Here is a 15254-nt window from a genome sequence, read left to right on the forward strand (position 1 = left end):
TTCCCTGCTATTCCTTTTCAGTGTTTTTTTATCAGTTTCCTTTCAAGCAGTTCGACGAGCTGATACATAATTGAAGCGAATACAGCGATGATCATCAATGAAAGCATAACAAGGTTGAAATTGAAAACCTGGAAACCATAGATGATCATATAGCCCAACCCTTTTTCAGAAACCAGGAACTCCCCCACGATTACTCCTACCCATGACAATCCGACATTTACTTTCAAGGTTGAGATGATGGTTGGAAACGAGGCCGGAAGGATGGCTTCCTTAAACATTTGCGAGCGGTTTGCACCAAAGGTTTGCAGTACTTTTAAATAATTTGGATCGACTTCTTTGAACGAGGAGTATACGACAATCGTTGTGATGATAATTGAGATGATCGCTCCCATCGCGATGATCGAGGTGAGGCTCGGTCCTAGGGCAACGATTAAAATAGGGCCGAGGGCTACTTTTGGCATCGCGTTTAAAATGACGAGATAAGGATCCAATATTTTTGATAGAAACGGGGACCACCATAGGATAGCAGCGAGAATCGTCCCAAGCAGTGTCCCGAGGATAAAGCCGAGCACGGTTTCAAATACGGTGACGCTCAAATGTGACAGCAAGGTTCCATCCATAACCTTATCGGTGAAAAGATTCCATACCTTTGATGGTGAACTAAAGATCAGCGGGTCAATCCATTCCAATCGTGAAAGACTTTCCCATGAAGCAAAGAAAACAGTGAAGATTAACAATTGGAAAATGCGGATCCAGCGCTTTTCCTTTTGTAGAGAAGCTTTGTATTGATCATGGAGGCTTTTAATGTTCAAGACTCTCAAGCTCCTTCCATATCGTTTGAAATAAATCTGTATACATGGGATGGTTCCTTGCTTCAAATGGAGATAGTGAACGAAGCTCTAGTGGGATGGTGAAAGACTTTTGGATTCTCCCTGGTTGGGCCGAGAATAAATAAATTTTGTCACTCATCGCAATCGACTCACCGATATCATGTGTCACGAGAACGGCTGTTTTTCGAAATGCCTTCAGGGTTTCGGATACGAGGTCTTCAAGCTTTAGCTTGGTTTGGTAATCGAGTGCCGAAAACGGTTCATCCAATAATAATATTTTCGGATCGACAGCGAGAGTCCTTGCCAATGCTGCCCTTTGTCTCATTCCTCCGGAAAGCTGGCCTGGGAACTGCTTCTCGACTCCCTGCAATCCAACATCCTCAAGCAGCTTGAATGCTTGATTTCTGGATTCAGTTTCATCTCTGTTTAATAGCTTCAACCCAAGCGTAATATTCTCTTCTATCGTCTTCCATGGAAACAGATAATCCTGCTGAAGCATATAGCCGATTGAGAGTTCTTTACCTGTGTTTAATGGTTTGTTTTCTAATAATATACTTCCTGACGTCGGAGATAAAAGCCCGGCTATAATTGACAGCAGCGTCGTTTTTCCGCAACCGCTTGGACCGAGGAAGGAGGTGAATTCACCTTCCTCAATGTCCAGGCTAATATTATTTAATGCAGTGGTCGCTGTTTTTTCTGAAAAATACGTATGATGAATATTCTTCACCGATAAAAACCCCATGGTCTAGCCTCCTCTATTTAGAGACCTTTTCGGCAAAGTCGGTGTTTACCAATTCATTGTACTCGATTCTCTTTGGCAGCTCTCCAGCTTCATCCATGATGTTCTGCAGATTATCCCATTCTTGTTTATCGAGAATTGGATCTTCCGCAAAAGAGCCCTGGCTTTTATATCGATCGATTACCATTTCAATCGTTTCAAGGTCGGTATCTTCAAAGAATGGATGAATGATCTTGGCTGTTTCTGCAGCGCTCTCTTTTTGGACAAAGTCCTGCGCCTTTTTCACTGCGCGTGTGAATTTCTCGATCGTTTCTTTGTTTTCTTTTATATAGCTTTGTTTAGACATAAATGTCGTATAAGGAACATGCCCTGATTCGGTACCAAATGAAGCCACAATATATCCTTTGCCTTCTTTTTCAAACACGCTTGCGGTCGGTTCAAAAAGCTGGACAAAGTCTCCTGTTCCGGAAGCAAAGGCTGTTGAAATATTAGCATAGTCGATATTTTGGATGAGCTTCAAATCACTTTTAGGATCAATGTCGTGTTTTTTCAGAACAAATTCTCCGACCATCTGGGGCATCCCCCCTTTACGCTGTCCAAGGAAGGTGCTGCCCTCAAGCATGTTCCATTCGAAGTGATCCATCTTCTTTCTGGAAACAAGGAAAGTGCCGTCTGTCTGAGTCAGTTGGGCAAAATTGATTACCGGGTCTTTAGGATCTTGTGCGGCAACATAAACGGAAGTCTCTGAACCTACGAGGGCAACGTCAGCTCCGTTTGAAAGCAGTGCTGTCATTGTCTTGTCTCCACCGGGTGTCGTCTTTAAATCGACATCCAAACCTTCTTCTTTGAAAAATCCTTTTTCAAGCGCTACATATTGTGGAGCGTAAAAAATGGAACGTGTTACTTCGGCCACTCTTACCTTTTGCACATCCTCCTTGCCGCATGCGGCGAGGGAGACAATCAGAATGAAGCTAAGTAAAAGAAATATGCCTATTTTTAACCTTTTCATGTGAATCTTCCTCCTTTTTGTTCATTTTTGCGTATGTGTATGGGCCTAACATATCGTATTCGATAAACAAAAATGTGTGATTGCCTATGGAACACTTTTGAAACCTAGGGTTTGACTATCCAGGTTCACCGGGAACAAGAAAGCATTGAAGCATTTTTCATGATTCCTATGGGATAGATGGACATGTTTGTTTTACAATAAGATCAAAAGCGGTGAAAGGAGAATCTGGCATGAAAGACGGCACCATTATTGAAAAGCGACGTTTTCCATCACCTCATCCGGGGATTCATCTTTATTCGATTACCTATCTTTCTCAAGGACTCAAAGTAAAGGGACTGTTAGCAGAGCCTATAGAGGGAGATATTCATGATGGGTTTTTATATTTACGGGGAGGCATAAAGAATGTCGGTAAGGTCAGGCCGGGGAGGATCGTGCAGTTCGCAGCCCAGGGGTTTATTGTTTTTGCCCCTTTTTACCGGGGGAACCAGGGTGGTGAAGGGGATGAAGACTTTGCAGGCGAAGACCGGCAGGATGCAATTTCTGCATTTAACCTGCTTGAAAACCACCCAAGGGTTAGACCGAATTCCATTCATGTATTCGGCTTTTCACGAGGCGGGGTGATGGCTTTGTGGACGGCGATAAACTGTAAAAATACCGCTTCGGTTGTAACCTGGGGAGGCGTTTCTGACATGTTCCTGACCTACGTAGAGAGAGAGGATCTTAGAAGAATGATGAAGCGGGTAATAGGGGGAACGCCAAAGAAATATCCTGAGGAATATGAGTATCGGACACCGTTATTTGAAGCGGATGAACTTATGGCACCTGTGCTCATCATTCACGGGGTACAGGATGAAAATGTTTCCGTCGAACATGCCCACCGGCTGGAAAAGATACTGAAAGCAAAGGATAAACCGGTTGAAAGCTGGTATTTTGACGACTTCACGCATTACTTTCCTCCCGCAACAAACCGGCGCGTCGTAGAAGATTTAACTCAGTGGATGAAACAGCAAACGGAAAAGTGATACTATAGAGATATCTTACTAAGGAGGGTACGAATTATGGGGATGCCATTAGAACTCAATACCATGATTGTAACCAAAGGCCGGGAAAAGAGAGAAGAAGAGAATATTTTTCGTCTTACAAAGGATGGCTATCGTCTCTATCCGCTTGATATTCCACTTGATATCCGGAAAACCATCCAAAGCGAGACGAGCGGGACGGCTGTCATACAAAAGCTGGAATGGGAGAGCGGGCAGACGATTATTATATACAAACTGGTATCATTGAATTCCACAAACTGACGCAGGCCATATTGGTCTGTTTTTTTTATGTAAAAAAATTTGCGGTATATGTAATATATCCCAACTTATATCGTCTAATAAGTGAGGGGAGGGTTCTAAGGGGATGAATGAGAATGAACGAATAATAGAAAAATGGTTTCATGATTTTGAAGCGGACATCACCAAATACCTTGTTTATTATACGGGTCATTCAGACGTGGAAGATTTAGTGCAAGATACGTTTCTTAAAGCGTTGCGGTCTTTCAACGGCTATAGGAAGGAATCGCATCCTAAAACCTGGCTGTTAAAAATTGCACGGAACACAGCGATTGATTCGTCAAAGAAGAAGAGTTTATGGAAACGGCTGCAGAAAAAACAAGATCTAACCCAAGGACATTCACAGCTACTCATTGAAGAGCTGTTGATTAGCAAAGAAAGATATGAAAAGTTATATCAAGCGATAAATAGGCTGCCGGATCATTATCGTGAAGTGATTCTGCTGAGAGGAATCGCTGAGCTGTCACCGAAAGAGGCCGGAGAAGTATTGAAATGGAGCCCTAATAAACTCAATGTGACCTTCTTTAGGGCGATACGAAAACTGAAGAAGCTGATGGAGGATGAAGAGAATGAATAAAGATCACGATGAAGATATGCTATTGAATGACCTGAAAAACCTCCCCGACTACCATTTGTCTGAACAGCAACGCAGTCGTATCCTGCATAATATTAAAAACTCGGAACAGTACAAAAAAAAGAGTTGGGTTCTCTTTAATAAGGGCATATACGCAGGAACTATTTGTATAGTGCTTTCATTGGCAGCGTTTTTAGCAATCATTTTATTTCAAAAAGAGGAGATAGATTATACCTCTTCCAATCCGGAGCAGGAGGTTCAATCAGGTGTTTACTTTGACAGGACGGATAAGGATGGGAATGTTATCCAAAAGAAGACACTTTACGGCATTCCAGGGCGGCTGGGCGTACTCAGACCTATGGAATGGGTAGCTGAAGACCATAGAAATCTTTCTAAAATGATGATATTTCTTTGGGAAGACCAGAATGAAGATATGGTTGATGAAACATTAGAAGTAACCGGGAAACAGGTGGATGGAAGTACATCAATTACACTAACCGAAACGGTTCTCACAAGCGGGCTGGATTCTGATGATGCCCATGCTTTAACAAAATTTACTCCATTTTCGGAGAAAGGTGAATGGATTTTATCTTTTAAGGTGAATGGCAAAGAACTTTCTAGCTTTACTGTTGATGTTAAAGAAGCGTACCCAAATAGTGGGAAAATCACGGTTTTAACATCAGGAGAGGATTTTCATACTGGGACTATGGATCATGTAGCGATTGAATATAAGGGAGATCAACTGCCAGAAGAATTAGAAGTGAAAGTTTCTAAGAAGTATAGCCTTGCACCATCCAAGACTTTTATCTTTGCCGCCAAGGAAGATTTTACTGATAGTGAAGGGAAACCCCTTTCCATATACGATGGGCAGCTCGTTTTTGATAAAGAGGGCGATTGGCAAATTAAAATAGGAAATACAAAGATGAACGTCCATGTTAAGAAAAAATAAAAGAAGCCCAAATTCCAATTGATGGATTTTGGGCGTTTGAAACTCTTATTAGGCATTCGGTCCGCCAAGCTCTTCGATATCGCTTGCAACGTTAGAGAATTTTTTAAAGTTAGCGCGGAATTTAGCTGCCAGCTCCGTAGCTTTGGCTTCGTATGCTGCTTTATCTTCCCATGTCTTGACAGGCTGTAATACAGTATCAGGTACACCTGGAACATGAAGCGGAATTTCCAATCCGAAAATATCATCCTTGATGGTTTCAACATTCGTCAATTCGCCTTCGAGCGCAGCCTGTACCATTGCGCGTGTATAAGCCAGCTTCATGCGGCTCCCGACACCGTACTCGCCGCCGGTCCAGCCGGTATTAACAAGATAAACCTTCGCTCCATGCTCATCGATTTTTTTTCCAAGCATTTCTGCATAGTGTGTGGCTGGAAGCGGCAGAAATGGAGAACCGAAGCATGTGGAGAAGGTAGCCTCTGGAGAGGTAACCCCGCGCTCTGTTCCGGCCAGTTTGCTTGTGTAACCACTTAAAAAATGGAACATGGCTTGCTCTTTTGAAAGTTTGCTAATAGGTGGCAGTACACCAAAAGCATCGGCCGTTAAAAAGATAATTGTATTTGGATGCCCTGCAATACTCGGATTCACGATATTGTCGATGGACTGGATCTGATAAGCAGCTCGAGTATTTTCAGTTAAGGCGTTATCATCATAATCCGCGATTCTTGTATCTTCATCAACCACTACATTTTCCAGAACGGCTCCAAATCGAATCGCATCGAAAATCTGCGGTTCTTTTTCGCGGGATAAGTTAATGCATTTAGCATAACAGCCGCCCTCGATATTGAAAACGCCGTTATTGGACCAGCCATGCTCATCATCGCCGATCAGCTTACGGTTAGAATCAGCGGATAAAGTGGTTTTACCCGTACCAGATAAACCGAAGAATAAGGCGACATCCCCTTCCCGGCCCACGTTTGCTGAGCAGTGCATTGGAAGAATTCCTTGTTCCGGCAGCAGGTAATTCATAATGGAAAAGACAGATTTCTTCATTTCACCTGCATATTCCGTCCCGCCTATCAAAACAGTGCGCCGCTCGAATGAAATGATGATAAACGTTTCGGATTTCGTACCGTCAATCGCCGGATTTGCTTTAAAGTCCGGAGCGGAAATAACCGTGAATTCTGCTTTATGGCCCCTAAGTTCTTCTTCGTTTGGCCTAATGAACAATTGGTGGGCGAATAAATTATGCCACGCATATTCATTAATGACCTGAATCGGCAGACGGTACTTCTCATCGGCGCCGGCGAAACCGTTAAATACAAAAATATCTTCTTTTTCTTTCAAATGACGGATCACTTTATCATATAAGTTTGAGAAAACTTCTTCGGAAATCGGCTGGTTCACTGCGCCCCAATCGATTTTGTCCCTTACGGAAGATTCTGCTACTGTATATTTATCCTTTGGAGAACGGCCTGTATACTTACCGGTCTCGGCTTTGACCGCACCCGTTGATGTAAGTGAACCTTCTTTCCGGTTCAATACTTTCTCGACTAATTGAGGAACAGAAAGTTGTACATTCACGTTGCTTCCGGCTAATAACTCGTGTAACTCATTTGAAATGTCAACAGAATTCATATATGAGATACCTTCCTTTATAAATATTTAATTCAATGTAATTAGTATAACACATTTATATAAATAGTCTATACTATTAATTATAAAATTGTGAACATTTTCTTATGATTAATCTCCCACCAAATTTAGTTAACTGATTAGTTTTACCCAAGAGGAAGTAGCCTTTATGAAGGGATGAGACTCAATAGTTGACTTTTTTTGAAATTTTGTTATGATACTAACTTGTACGGATTCTCTTATCCCGAGATGGTGGAGGGGACAGGCCCCTATGAAACCCGGCAACCTGCCAAAAGATTTAAGTGATCATTCCTCTTAAGGGAATTTATTGGCGCTGGTGCTAACCTGATGCAAGGTCAAACCCTTGAACGATAAGAGTGAAAGGATAGATGTTAGACAACAAACCTTTCCTCTATGAGTAGGAAAGTTTTTTTTTGTATACAGTATGTAAAGAAACGGTAGAATAGTTGCTGTCATCATACTAAAATGCATCTATGGTGGAAACTTAAAAGGGAATGAACTCCGTCGACAAATCATGGTAAAGGAAATGAAGCATCATTACGTTTCTTGAGCCTAAAAAAATATTAACCGTAAGGAGGAAATCAGATGTCCAAACAACGTCGTCTATTTACTTCTGAGTCTGTAACTGAAGGTCACCCGGATAAAATTTGTGACCAGATTTCAGATTCAATTTTGGATGCGATTCTTGCGAAAGACGCAAACGCTCGTGTTGCATGTGAAACGTCAGTAACCACTGGCCTCGTACTTGTAGCGGGAGAAATCACTACCTCTACATATGTAGATATTCCTAAAATCGTGCGTGAAACTATTGCTGACATTGGATATACTCGGGCAAAATATGGATTTGACGCACAAACTTGTGCTGTACTAACATCTATCGATGAACAGTCGGCTGATATTGCAATGGGTGTAGATCAGGCATTAGAAGCACGTGAAGGTCAAATGACTGATGAAGAGATCGAAGCAATCGGGGCGGGAGACCAAGGATTAATGTTTGGGTTTGCCTGCAACGAAACGAAAGAGCTTATGCCTCTTCCGATTTCATTAGCTCACAAAATCTCAAGGCGTTTAGCAGAAGTACGCAAGGAGGAAATTCTTCCTTATCTGCGTCCAGATGGGAAAACACAGGTGACTGTTGAGTACGATGAGAACGACAAACCGGTTCGCATCGATACGATCGTCATTTCGACTCAACATCACCCGGAAATCAGCCTGGAGCAAATCCAACGTAATTTAAAAGAGCATGTCATCAACCCGGTAGTTCCAGAAGCGCTGATTGATGAAAACACAAAATATTTCATCAACCCAACTGGTCGCTTTGTTATCGGCGGTCCTCAAGGGGATGCAGGATTAACAGGCCGTAAAATTATCGTTGATACGTATGGCGGCTATGCGCGCCACGGCGGTGGTGCATTCTCAGGCAAGGATCCTACAAAAGTAGACCGTTCAGCAGCATATGCAGCACGCTACGTAGCAAAGAACATCGTGGCAGCCGGTCTTGCTGATAAAGTGGAGGTACAGCTTGCTTATGCAATCGGTGTTGCCCAGCCTGTATCAATTTCCGTCGATACGTTCGGAACGGGAACAGTTAATGAAGACGTCCTTGTGGACCTCATTCGTCGCAACTTTGATCTTCGCCCTGCGGGTATCATCAACATGCTGAATCTACGCCGCCCAATCTACAAGCAAACAGCAGCGTACGGGCATTTCGGTCGCAGTGATATCGAGTTGCCGTGGGAGCGGACTGACAAAGCTGAAGATTTAAAAGCACAAGCAAAATAATTTATAGAAATAAAGAAGAGGATTTACAGCTATGTAAGTCCTCTTCTTTATTTCATATTTCCCTTAAAGTTAATTCATACTATTTATAGTATGCAAAGAAAATCGGCTATTTAATTTGCTTAGCCTGCTTATAGAGTTGCGCCTTTTCAGCGTATTCCCGGCAAATTCGCTCCATGTCTTTCTTGTCTTCTTCATTTAATTCCCGAATTACTTTCGCCGGCCGGCCGAAGGCAAGGGTGTTGGGAGGGATCACTTTACCCTGGGGAATAAGGCTTCCTGCACCGATGAATGCTCCTTCGCCGATTTCGGCATTATCCAGAATGATGGAGCCCATACCAATCAGGGCGCCTTTTCTTATTTTGCAGCTATGGAGGATTACCTGGTGGCCTACAGACACCTCGTCTTCCAGAATCAGTGGGTTGTTCGGGCTTTGATGCAGTACACAGTTATCTTGGATATTCACTTTATTTCCGATAATTGTCGGGGCGACATCACCCCGGATTACACAGTTAAACCATAGACTCGAGTATTCGCCAATGATAACATCGCCCGTAATGACGGCATTATCAGCGATGTACGCGCTTTTTGCTATTTTCGGTGTATGGTTTTTATATGGGTAATTAATCAATTTGGAATCAAATCCTTTCCGAGGTGCGTTTTTTTCGGTATTATTCAAGTATAGCGTTTTATAAATTACATAATTTTTAAACATGGGATGTAATAAGCATCTATTTCATTTTAGCGGGAATATAAAAGGGTGTAAAATACGATGCCGCAATATATGTAGCAGTTCATTCCTAAATGTAGAAAATAAAGGAGGATTTCCTATGTGGAAATGGGAGGCAGAAGGTAACGCAAAAGCTGTGATTGTCATGATACATGGCGCGATGGAGCATCACGGCCGCTACAAATGGCTTTCTCAGATGTGGCGTTCATCCGGTTACCATGTCATTATGGGAGACCTTCCGGGACAGGGAATGACTACCCGTGCTTTCAGGGGACATATTAATTCTTTTGATACCTATTTAAATGAGGTAAGAGGCTGGATTCACGAAGCGTACCAATATTCGCTTCCAGTATTTTTATTGGGGCACAGCATGGGCGGCCTCGTGGCAATCCGCCTGCTGCAGGAAGAGGAGTATGATTTAGCAGGGGTTATTCTGTCATCCCCATGCTTAGGGCTCGTAACCCAGCCATCAAAACTGTTAAATACGCTGTCCCACGGGATTAATCTCGTTTATCCAAAATTAAAAATCAACGCAGATATCACTCCCGAAATCGCGACAAGAAATCCAGAAGTGCGTGAGGCGGACTTGAATGATAGCCTTTACGTGACGAAAGTATCGGTCAGATGGTACCGCGAACTTGTCAATGCGATGAAGCAGGCGTTTGATGATATTCCCTATTTTGAAGACGTACCGCTCATGCTCATGCAGGGCGGTGATGACCGGGTTGTCGATAAAAGGTCTGTGCGGGAATGGTTCAATTACAATCAGTGCAGTGAGAAGCATTACAAAGAATGGCCTGGTTTGTATCATGAAATCTTTAACGAACCGGAAAGAGAAGACGTATTTCAGTATGCATTAGGGTTTGTTGAAAATCGATTAAAAACGCTAGGATACATCATTTAAGTGAGGTGTTACGGATGTCGGTCCCGACAAACCCTATAGCATTAATGAAACAAGTATATCGGGATGTATTCCCAATCGCGCACGAAGAACTCGATTATTGGAAAAAGAGGGTCGAACTTATTCCAGATCAAGAATTAAGAAAACAAGCACTGGACAGTATCAATGCCAAAACCTTTCATTGTGAAGGAGGGTCCATCCTGGCCTTGGTCGCTGAGGAAAAGCGAGCCGAAGCGATTCGGTTTATCGTCGCCTATCAAACGATCAGTGATTACCTGGATAATTTATGCGACAGAAGCACTTCGCTCGACCCGGAAGATTTTAAGGCCCTGCATGAATCGATGCAGCATGCCCTTGATATTGAAGCCGAACAGACTAATTATTACCGCTGCCGTACCGAACATGACGATGGCGGATATTTGAGTGACCTGGTGGAAACGTGCCGATCTGTCTTGCGGGACATCCCCAATTACCAGACCATCCTTCCTTATTTAAAGGAACTGTGTTCTTACTATTGCGACCTGCAAGTTCATAAGCATGTGACGGTCGAAGAAAGAATTCCCCGCCTACAATCGTGGTTTGATCGTTATGAACAGCAGCTGCCCGCGATGTCGTGGTATGAATTTTCGGCATGTTCCGGCTCTACTCTCGGAATTTTCTGCCTAGTCTCCTACAGTATTCGAGACGATTTCGAGGCAGACAATGCAGATATGATCCGTGAAGGATACTTTCCATATATACAAGGCCTTCATATCTTGCTTGATTATTTTATCGACCAGGAAGAAGACCTGGATGGCGGAGATTTGAATTTTTGTTTTTATTACAAAGATGACAAAGAGATGTTTGAACGTTTTTCCCATTTTGTTAAAAAGTCGAACCAATATGCAAAAAAGCTGCCGCATAAACGGTTCCATCAATTAATTCACAGAGGTCTTTTAGGACTGTACCTATCTGATGATAAAGTAAAATCCCAAAAAGCCGTAAAATTACTGGCGAAAAAATTAATCCGCTTCGGCGGTTTGGAATCAATCTTTTTCTATATTAATGGCAGGGCCTATCGGAATCTCCAAAAGAAAAAGTCCGGCGGGTTGTTTTTTTCAGCGGTTAAATAAAATAAAAATAAAAAGAGTCTGTTTCCCGTTGAGGGTCCCACAGACTCTTTTTAGCGTTTTTCGATGGCAATAATAAAAGGGGGATGATTGATTTGATTAATAAAGCTGTATTGAAGAACGTGGGCCTGCTCCTGAGGCAGGTTTGAAACATAGTGTAGTAACGAATCCCTCTCATCAGCCCCTTGAGGATATCCGTGGTAAATGACGAGGACAATGATTCCTTCATGTGCCATGATCTCCAATAACTGTTCAATCGCTGATATGGTGGTATCTGCTTTGGTTGCGATTGTCTTATCACCTCCCGGCAAATAACCAAGATTAAACACAGCGGCTGTTATCTTTCCGTACTTGCTTTCGGGTATCATTGCTTTCATGTTTTCATGCCCTGTCAAAAATAACGTACTACGGTTATCCATTCCCGCGGATTGAAGGCGGCGTGAAGTTGCGGCAATCGCTTCATCCTGAATATCAAATGCATATACATGTCCATCATTTCCAGTGAGTTTAGCAAGGAACAACGTGTCAATCCCATTGCCAGCCGTAGCATCAACCGCTATGTTGCCAGGCTGCACCGCTTTTGCGAGCAACGTTTGGGCAAAGGGGAGAATTTTATCAAGCTTCATTACACTTCCACAACTTGCTGACTATAGAATTTACCCTGCCAACTGTTCCGTTCTTTCAACTCAGCATCAATCGCATTTAGCACTTCCCATTTGTTGACGCTCCACATCGGGCCGACCATCAGCTCAATAGGGCCATCTCCCGTGATTCGGTGGACGATCATTTCAGGCGGAAGTATTTCAAGCTGGTCGCACACTAGAGAAACATAATCTTCAAAGGAGAGGAATTCAAGCATCCCTTTTTCGTATTGCTTCACCATAGGCGTTCCCTTTAGAAGATGAAGCAAATGAATCTTAATCCCTTGGACATCAAGCTTGGCTACTTCCCGGGCCGTCTCCATCATCATCTCGTAAGACTCGAGCGGAAGGCCGTTAATGATATGGGAACAAACCCGGATTCCATGCTTTCGAAGCTTGTTTACGCCTTCTACATAGCATTGGAAATCGTGGGCCCTATTGATAAGGAGTGAGGTTCTTTCGTGGACAGTCTGCAGGCCAAGCTCGACCCATAAATAAGTGCGCTCATTCAGCTCTGCCAAATACTCGACAACGTCATCAGGCAGGCAATCAGGACGAGTCGCAATCGAAAGCCCGACGACCCCATCTTGTTTTAATACGGTTTCATACTTTTCCTTTAGTTCATCAAGCGGAGCATGCGTGTTAGTGAAAGCTTGGAAATAGGCCATATACTTGCCATCTTTCCATTTATGATGCATCTTGGCGCTTATTTCCTCAAACTGTGTTTTTAAATCTTTTGCCCTGTTACCTGCAAAATCCCCGGAACCGGCAACGCTGCAGAATGTGCAGCCGCCATGGGCGACGGTGCCATCGCGATTAGGACAATCGAAGCCGCCGTCAAGAGCCACTTTAAACACTTTATGGCCAAACTCTTGGCGTAGATGGTAGTTCCACGTATGATATCGTTTATCATCTGTCGCATATATAAACGGGTTTGTCTGATTCAAGCCAAAACCCTCCTTTATCTTTTTCCCTAAGGTAGAACGTATTTTAGATGAGACTCTGTTGATTCATTTGTGTGAAACCTGGTTTCACACACCTTTCAGCTTTGCTGAAAGGTAGCTTCCCATCCATGAAACGATTGGGAAAAGCGAGCTTTCCCCAATCGTTTCATAGATGGGGAGCAAATGACCCAAAATCAACAGGATATGTAACATAGCTTATCATGAAAAAACCGGCTTCTCCAATTGAATTATGCTACTGGAGAGATTTGGCCCTGGTTAAATCTGATAATCCAGATTGAAACAGACAAAACTAATCAAGATGATGGATATCATCTATTATTTGAATACGAATGGAGAGGAGGAGGCACCTAGTGGCAACAAGACAATCCGTTGAAAATTGCATTCAGCAATGTGAAGACGCTCTCCGTAGCGCTACTGATCAGTACAGGGAAGCATCTACGCAGGAACATGATAATGACCTGGATTTTATCCAGTCTCAGCAGGAACTGCAAAGCGCTTTGAATAATGTTGAAACATTAGCGAACAGTTCCAACACCCAGCAAAGAGAACAACTGCTTAGAATGAAGCTTCAGCTTGACCAAATGCGGCATAACATGACTGTGCTGGATCATGATCGCTGATAAAAATACTTGAGCTGATCCGGATATTTGTATATTCGGATTGGTTCACCATGGTCGTCCAGGGGATAATTTACCGAATAATACATCTTTGTGGAATATAAGAAAAAAATATTGCAGTGGGATATGAAAAGCCATAAAATTGTTTAGGTTAACGAAACAATTTAATGCAAAGGAAGTTTTTCATGCCTCGTTCTTTTTGGCTATTAATTATTGGAATGATTATAAATGTAACGGCTTCTTCTTTTTTATGGCCTTTGAATACCATTTTCATTCATGATCAGCTTGGGAAATCATTGTCAGTAGCGGGTCTTGTGCTGATGGCGAACGCCTTGGCAAGTGTTATTGGGAATCTTATCGGGGGGAGCTTATTTGATAAAATCGGCGGTTACAAAACGTCGCTTGCCGGTATTGTAATTACCTTGATTTCCTCACTAGGTTTGACGATCAATCATGAATGGATTCCTTACATTGTGTTTTTGACACTCTCCGGCTTTGGTACAGGAATCGTGTTCCCGGCTATCTTTGCTATGGCTGGAACGAGCTGGAAAGAAGGAGGCAGAAAGGCCTTTAACGCCATCTATGTAGCCCAAAATCTCGGGGTTGCCATAGGTTCCGCATTAGGCGGGGTGATTGCTTCCATATCCTTTGAGTATATATTCGCCGCTAATACAGGTTTGTATCTGCTATTCATGCTGCTTGCTTTTTTTGGTTTTAAAGGAATGGATGGAGAGGCTGGAAGTCAGACATCCATCTTAAATGAACAGAGACCTTTGAAAAACAGTGCAAAGCTAAACGCCTTGTTTATCCTCTGTATCGGCTACTTTTTATGCTGGGTCGGTTATGTGCAATGGCAATCGACAATTGCTGCCTATACCCAGGAAATAGGCATTTCGCTTAAGCAATATAGTCTTCTCTGGACGATCAATGGTGCTTTGATTGTATTGGCCCAGCCGATTGTAACGGCGGCTATCAAATGGTTTGCGAAAACGTTAAAGGTTCAATTGATTGCTGGAATGCTTACTTTTATTGTTTCCTTCTCAGTAGCTGCAAATGCCAATGGTTTTGCAGGGTTACTAACAGCCATGGTGATTTTGACTATTGGCGAGATGTTTGTTTGGCCAGCTGTCCCTGCAGTAGCGAATGACCTAGCTGTAAAAGGTAGAGAAGGTTTCTACCAGGGGGTCGTGAACAGCACGGCGACAGCGGGAAGAATGATTGGTCCGCTGCTCGGTGGTTTTTTGGTCGACTTCCATGGAATGAACATGATGTTTAGCGTCTTGTCGGTTCTATTTGTGGTTGCGATCATGACGACGATCCTATTTGACCGCCGGCTTAGAAGATCCAATGATGAAAATCGAATCATTTCACAAACGAAATAACACACTTTTTTTTCCGCGGTTGCATATATAACTGAGAAC

Annotated in this window: 16 protein-coding genes and 1 riboswitch; of the genes, 9 read left to right on the top strand and 7 right to left on the bottom strand. The window is 42.9% G+C overall.

Going from position 1 to position 15254, the window contains the following annotated elements; genetic code table 11:
• Positions 1-17 precede the first annotated feature (17 nt).
• The 3 genes from LQ216_RS15150 to LQ216_RS15160 are packed head-to-tail and all read right to left on the bottom strand — an operon-like array spanning position 18 to position 2578.
• On the bottom strand, positions 18-812 hold the full coding sequence (locus LQ216_RS15150) for an ABC transporter permease (RefSeq protein WP_230130308.1): 795 nt from the start codon (positions 810-812) through the stop codon (positions 18-20).
• Positions 802-1572, bottom strand: a complete 771-nt coding sequence (locus tag LQ216_RS15155; protein ID WP_230130309.1) for an ABC transporter ATP-binding protein — start codon at positions 1570-1572, stop codon at positions 802-804. Before LQ216_RS15155 ends, LQ216_RS15150 begins: the two co-directional genes overlap by 11 nt.
• Positions 1573-1585: 13 nt before the next feature.
• Positions 1586-2578 (bottom strand): ABC transporter substrate-binding protein, encoded by a 993-nt coding sequence (locus LQ216_RS15160; RefSeq protein WP_230130310.1) that lies wholly within the window; start codon positions 2576-2578, stop codon positions 1586-1588.
• A 230-nt stretch (positions 2579-2808) separates the two neighbouring features.
• On the opposite strand from LQ216_RS15160, the gene LQ216_RS15165 reads away from it, so the two are divergent.
• The 4 genes from LQ216_RS15165 to LQ216_RS15180 all read left to right on the top strand — a co-directional run bounded on the left by LQ216_RS15165 (position 2809) and on the right by LQ216_RS15180 (position 5438).
• A complete protein-coding gene (locus tag LQ216_RS15165) occupies positions 2809-3600 on the top strand; it encodes a prolyl oligopeptidase family serine peptidase (protein ID WP_230130311.1) in 792 nt (263 codons plus the stop codon).
• A gap of 36 nt (positions 3601-3636) precedes the next feature.
• Positions 3637-3879: a DUF2584 domain-containing protein gene (locus LQ216_RS15170; RefSeq protein WP_230130312.1), complete on the top strand. Its 243-nt coding sequence runs from the start codon at positions 3637-3639 to the stop codon at positions 3877-3879.
• A gap of 103 nt (positions 3880-3982) precedes the next feature.
• Complete coding sequence (locus LQ216_RS15175) at positions 3983-4492, top strand: RNA polymerase sigma factor (protein WP_230130313.1); 510 nt, start codon at positions 3983-3985, stop codon at positions 4490-4492.
• A complete protein-coding gene (locus LQ216_RS15180; protein ID WP_230130314.1) occupies positions 4485-5438 on the top strand; it encodes a hypothetical protein in 954 nt (317 codons plus the stop codon). Before LQ216_RS15175 ends, LQ216_RS15180 begins: the two co-directional genes overlap by 8 nt.
• Before the next feature lie 48 nt (positions 5439-5486).
• Here the strand turns inward: LQ216_RS15180 and pckA are convergent, their stop codons facing one another.
• The gene (gene pckA, locus LQ216_RS15185) at positions 5487-7073 is read right to left on the bottom strand and encodes a phosphoenolpyruvate carboxykinase (ATP) (RefSeq protein ID WP_230130315.1); all 1587 of its coding nucleotides are present in this window, start codon (positions 7071-7073) and stop codon (positions 5487-5489) included.
• Between the two features lie 233 nt (positions 7074-7306).
• Positions 7307-7448, top strand: a riboswitch (SAM riboswitch).
• A gap of 228 nt (positions 7449-7676) precedes the next feature.
• Here pckA and metK point away from each other — a divergent pair.
• Positions 7677-8873 carry a methionine adenosyltransferase gene (gene metK / locus LQ216_RS15190; RefSeq protein ID WP_230130316.1) on the top strand — a complete coding sequence of 399 codons (1197 nt, stop codon included), beginning with the start codon at positions 7677-7679 and terminating at the stop codon, positions 8871-8873.
• A 106-nt stretch (positions 8874-8979) separates the two neighbouring features.
• Here the strand turns inward: metK and LQ216_RS15195 are convergent, their stop codons facing one another.
• A complete protein-coding gene (locus LQ216_RS15195; protein ID WP_230130384.1) occupies positions 8980-9498 on the bottom strand; it encodes a gamma carbonic anhydrase family protein in 519 nt (172 codons plus the stop codon).
• 202 nt (positions 9499-9700) lie between these two features.
• On the opposite strand from LQ216_RS15195, the gene LQ216_RS15200 reads away from it, so the two are divergent.
• Together LQ216_RS15200 and LQ216_RS15205 are read left to right on the top strand one after the other, a co-directional pair.
• The gene (locus LQ216_RS15200; RefSeq protein WP_230130317.1) at positions 9701-10504 is read left to right on the top strand and encodes an alpha/beta hydrolase; all 804 of its coding nucleotides are present in this window, start codon (positions 9701-9703) and stop codon (positions 10502-10504) included.
• A 14-nt stretch (positions 10505-10518) separates the two neighbouring features.
• The gene (locus LQ216_RS15205; protein WP_230130318.1) at positions 10519-11613 is read left to right on the top strand and encodes a tetraprenyl-beta-curcumene synthase family protein; all 1095 of its coding nucleotides are present in this window, start codon (positions 10519-10521) and stop codon (positions 11611-11613) included.
• Positions 11614-11663: 50 nt separating this feature from the next.
• Here LQ216_RS15205 and LQ216_RS15210 read toward each other — a convergent pair whose 3' ends face one another.
• Both LQ216_RS15210 and LQ216_RS15215 read right to left on the bottom strand, forming a co-directional pair.
• Positions 11664-12236, bottom strand: a complete 573-nt coding sequence (locus LQ216_RS15210; protein WP_230130319.1) for a class I SAM-dependent methyltransferase — start codon at positions 12234-12236, stop codon at positions 11664-11666.
• Entirely contained in the window at positions 12236-13198 is a 963-nt protein-coding gene (locus LQ216_RS15215; protein ID WP_230130320.1) for a TIGR01212 family radical SAM protein, read from the bottom strand. The genes LQ216_RS15210 and LQ216_RS15215 overlap by 1 nt, the downstream gene beginning before the upstream one ends.
• Positions 13199-13566: 368 nt before the next feature.
• On the opposite strand from LQ216_RS15215, the gene LQ216_RS15220 reads away from it, so the two are divergent.
• Positions 13567-13836 carry a DUF2524 family protein gene (locus tag LQ216_RS15220; RefSeq protein ID WP_230130321.1) on the top strand — a complete coding sequence of 90 codons (270 nt, stop codon included), beginning with the start codon at positions 13567-13569 and terminating at the stop codon, positions 13834-13836.
• 182 nt (positions 13837-14018) lie between these two features.
• The gene (locus tag LQ216_RS15225; RefSeq protein WP_230130322.1) at positions 14019-15215 is read left to right on the top strand and encodes an MFS transporter; all 1197 of its coding nucleotides are present in this window, start codon (positions 14019-14021) and stop codon (positions 15213-15215) included.
• The last annotated feature ends 39 nt before the right edge of the window (positions 15216-15254 follow it).

It is taken from the genome of Bacillus sp. CECT 9360, from assembly GCF_918741275.1.
GTDB lineage: Bacteria > Bacillota > Bacilli > Bacillales > DSM-1321 > Peribacillus.